Here is a 3,826-nt window from a genome sequence, read left to right on the forward strand (position 1 = left end):
TACCGCGGAGGCCCTCGGCGCGCTCGCCGAGTCCGCCCCCGCCCGCGCCCGCGTGATCCCGCTCAAGGTGGCCGGCGCGTTCCACACGGAGCACATGCGCCCCGCCGTGGACGACCTCGCGGCCCACGTCGCCGGCCTCTCCCCCTCGGACCCGCGCCTGCCCCTGCTGTCCAACCGGGACGGCGAGGCCGTCGAGTCCGGCACGGACGTGCTCGCCCGGATCGTGGACCAGGTCACCCGCCCGGTCCGCTGGGACCTGTGCATGGCGACCATGGCCACGCGGCAGGTCACGGGCGTCCTGGAGCTGCTGCCCGGTGGCACACTGACCGGACTGGCCAAGCGCGGTCTCAAGGGCACCGCGCAGCTCGCCGTGAAGACCCCCGAGGACCTGGACGCCGCGCGGGCGTTCCTGGCCGAGCACTCGGCCTGAACCCCGCGCACCGCCCGGCAGAGAGAAGCACCATGACCGTCACCCTGAAGCAGCACGAGCGCCCCGCGGCCAGCCGCATCGTGGCCGTGGGCGCCTACCGCCCGGCGAATTTGGTCCCCAACGAGGACCTCATCGGCCCCATCGACTCGTCGGACGAGTGGATCCGCCAGCGCACCGGCATCGTCACGCGCCAGCGCGCCACGGCGGAGGAGACCGTGCCCGTCATGGCCGTGGGCGCCGCCCGGGAGGCCCTCGAGCGGGCCGGCCTGCAGGGCTCGGACCTGGACGCCGTGATCGTCTCGACCGTCACCTTCCCGCACGCCACCCCCTCGGCCGCGGCCCTCGTGGCGCACGAGATCGGGGCCACCCCGGCGCCCGCCTACGACGTCTCCGCCGCGTGCGCCGGCTACTGCTACGGCGTGGCCCAGGCCGACGCGCTCGTGCGTTCCGGCACCGCGCGGCACGTGCTCGTGGTCGGCGTCGAGCGCCTCTCCGACGTCGTGGATCCCACGGACCGCTCCATCTCCTTCCTCCTGGGCGACGGCGCGGGCGCCGTGATCGTGTCGGCCTCGGACGAGCCGGGCATCTCCCCCTCGGTGTGGGGCTCGGACGGGGAGCGCTGGTCCACGATCTCCATGACGCACTCGCAGCTGGAGCTGCGCGACGCCGTGGAGCACGCCCGCACCACGGGCGACGCCTCGGCGATCACCGGCGCGGAGGGGATGCTCTGGCCCACGCTGCGCCAGGACGGGCCCTCCGTCTTCCGCTGGGCCGTGTGGTCGATGGCGAAGGTGGCCCGCGAGGCCCTCGACGCCGCGGGCGTGGAGCCCGAGGACCTCGCCGCGTTCATCCCGCACCAGGCCAACATGCGGATCATCGACGAGTTCGCCAAGCAGCTGAAGCTGCCGGAGTCCGTCGTCGTGGCCCGGGACATCGCGGACGCCGGCAACACGTCGGCCGCGTCCATCCCGCTGGCCATGCACCGTCTGCTGGAGGAGAACCCCGAGCTCTCCGGCGGCCTGGCCCTGCAGATCGGTTTCGGCGCCGGGCTGGTCTACGGAGCCCAGGTGGTCCGTCTCCCCTGAGGCGGCGCCGTCTGATTCACTGTCCACGTACACCCCACACCCCTACCGAAGGAGACGCCCCATGGCTTCCAAGGAAGAGATCCTCGCCGGCCTCGCCGAGATCGTGAACGAGGAGACCGGCCTCGACACCGCCGAGGTGCAGCCGGAGAAGTCCTTCACGGACGATCTGGACATCGACTCGATCTCGATGATGACCATCGTGGTCAACGCCGAGGACAAGTTCGGCGTGAAGATCCCGGACGAGGAGGTCAAGAACCTCAAGACCGTCCAGGACGCCGTCGACTTCATCGACGGCGCCCAGGCCTGATCGGCCCACGACGGCGGCGGTCCCGGCCCGCCCCGTCCCCTCGGTGAGCGCCGGGGGCGCGTGAGCGCCCCCGGCGCCCGACACCCTCGACTTCCGGCACCCCGGCGCGCGCCGCGCGTCGTGCCGACGACACCCCTCCGCCCGATCCCCACTCGAGACCCAGAGGCAGCAGACCCATGACCCGCACCGCAGTGATCACCGGCCTCGGCGCCACCACGCCCATCGGCGGCGACGTGCCCACCTTCTGGTCCCACGCCCTGCAGGGCGTCTCCGGTGCGCGCACCATGGAGCACGACTGGGTGGAGAAGTACGAGCTGCCCGTCACCTTCGCGGCCGAGCTGACCGTGCCCACCTCCGAGGTCCTCTCCAAGGTGGAGCAGAAGCGCCAGGACCCGGCCACCCAGATGGCGACCGTCGCCGCGCGCGAGGCCTGGAAGGACGCCGGCCTCGAGGGCGCGGAGGTCGACGGCGACCGGCTCGCCGTGGCCTTCGGCACCGGCATCGGCGGCGTGTGGACCCTCCTGGACGGCTGGGACACCCTGCGCGAGCGCGGCCCGCGCCGCGTGCTGCCCATGACCGTCCCGATGCTCATGCCCAACGGCGCCGCCGGCGCGCTCTCCCTCGAGTTCGGCGCCCGTGCCGGCGCCCGCACGGTGGTGTCCGCGTGCGCCGCCGGCACCGAGGCGCTCGAGACCGCGCTGCTGCTCGTCCGCTCCGGCCAGGCCGACGTCGTGATCTGCGGCGCCGCCGAGGCCGCCGTGCACCCGCTGCCGATGGCCGCGTTCGCCGCGATGCAGGCGCTGTCCAAGCGCAACGACGACCCACAGGCCGCGTCCCGCCCCTACGACGTGGACCGCGACGGCTTCGTCCTCGGTGAGGGCGCCGGCGTCATGGTGATCGAGTCGGAGGAGCACGCGAAGGCCCGCGGCGCGCGCGTGTACGCCGAGCTGGCCGGCGCGGGCGTCAGCTCCGACTCCCACCACATCACCGCGCCCGAGCCCGAGGGCCTGGGCGCGACCCGTGCGATGCGCGCCGCCCTGAGGTCGGCCGACATCACCCCCGAGGACGTGTGCCACGTGAACGCCCACGCGACGTCCACACCCAAGGGCGACGCCCCGGAGTACCTGGCCATGCGGGCCGTGTTCGGCGACCACCTGGACCAGGTGCAGGTCTCGGCCACGAAGTCCCAGACCGGCCACCTGCTGGGCGCCTCAGGCGCGATCGAGTCGATCCTGTCCGTGCTCGCCGTGCACCACGGCCAGGCGCCCGTGACCATCAACCTGGACCACCAGGACCCGGAGATCCCGCTGAACGTGGTCACCGGCTCCCCCGCCCGCCTGCCCGAGGGGCCGCGCGTGGCCGTGAAGAACTCGTTCGGGTTCGGCGGCCACAACGCGGTGGCCGTGTTCCGCAGCGTCTGAGCCGGAGCGCCGCCGGCCGGGCGAAGGCTCAGACAGCGCGGTGCAGCCAGCGCACGTTGGCGTGGGCGGCGGCCAGCCGGAACGGCTCGAGCTCATCGTCCCAGGCCTCGCCGAGCGCGAGGGAGAGTTCGTGCATCAGCACGCTGGGGTCGCCCGCACCGGCCTCGTAGGCGTACCGGATGCGGTCCTCGGAGACCATGATGTTGCCGGAGACGTCCGTGGTGGCGTGGAAGATGCCGAGGTCCGGGGTGTGGGACCAGCGCGAGCCGTCGACCCCGGCGGACGGCTCCTCCGTGATCTCGAAGCGCAGGTGCGGCCAGCCACGCAGGGCGGAGGCCAGCCGCGCGCCGGTGCCGGCGGGCGCCGTGCAGTGCACCTCGGCGCGGTGCTGGCCGGGCGCGACCGGCTGGCCCTCCCACTCCACCGCGGTCGCGGGGCCCAGCACGTGGCTCACCCTTGCCGGAGACGTCCGTGGTGGCGTGGAAGATGCCGAGGTCCGGGGTGTGGGACCAGCGCGAGCCGTCGACCCCGGCGGACGGCTCCTCCGTGATCTCGAAGCGCAGGTGCGGCCAGCCACGCAGGG

5 protein-coding genes and 1 pseudogene are annotated in these 3,826 nt (G+C 73.7%); 4 read left to right on the forward strand and 2 right to left on the reverse strand.

Annotated features, from left to right (window positions below; all coding sequences use genetic code 11):
- From D8M29_RS09640 to fabF, 4 genes are all read left to right on the forward strand, one after another.
- Positions 1–430: ACP S-malonyltransferase (locus tag D8M29_RS09640; protein ID WP_141762527.1), on the forward strand; the 430-nt coding region annotated here is incomplete at its 5' end.
- A gap of 32 nt (positions 431–462) precedes the next feature.
- The gene (locus D8M29_RS09645; protein ID WP_070709699.1) at positions 463–1,515 is read left to right on the forward strand and encodes a beta-ketoacyl-ACP synthase III; all 1,053 of its coding nucleotides are present in this window, start codon (positions 463–465) and stop codon (positions 1,513–1,515) included.
- A gap of 61 nt (positions 1,516–1,576) precedes the next feature.
- On the forward strand, positions 1,577–1,822 hold the full coding sequence (locus tag D8M29_RS09650; RefSeq protein ID WP_010078906.1) for an acyl carrier protein: 246 nt from the start codon (positions 1,577–1,579) through the stop codon (positions 1,820–1,822).
- 176 nt (positions 1,823–1,998) lie between these two features.
- The gene (gene fabF / locus D8M29_RS09655; protein ID WP_119217372.1) at positions 1,999–3,243 is read left to right on the forward strand and encodes a beta-ketoacyl-ACP synthase II; all 1,245 of its coding nucleotides are present in this window, start codon (positions 1,999–2,001) and stop codon (positions 3,241–3,243) included.
- 28 nt (positions 3,244–3,271) lie between these two features.
- Here the strand turns inward: fabF and D8M29_RS09660 are convergent, their stop codons facing one another.
- Both D8M29_RS09660 and D8M29_RS14545 read right to left on the reverse strand, forming a co-directional pair.
- Entirely contained in the window at positions 3,272–3,688 is a 417-nt protein-coding gene (locus tag D8M29_RS09660; protein WP_370450163.1) for a DUF3145 family protein, read from the reverse strand.
- Between the two features lie 70 nt (positions 3,689–3,758).
- A pseudogene (locus D8M29_RS14545) lies at positions 3,759–3,824 on the reverse strand (DUF3145 family protein); the annotation flags it as partial.
- Positions 3,825–3,826: the final 2 nt, after the last annotated feature.

This window comes from Micrococcus sp. HSID17227, from assembly GCF_003989405.1.
GTDB classification, from domain to species: Bacteria; Actinomycetota; Actinomycetes; order Actinomycetales; family Micrococcaceae; genus Micrococcus; species Micrococcus luteus.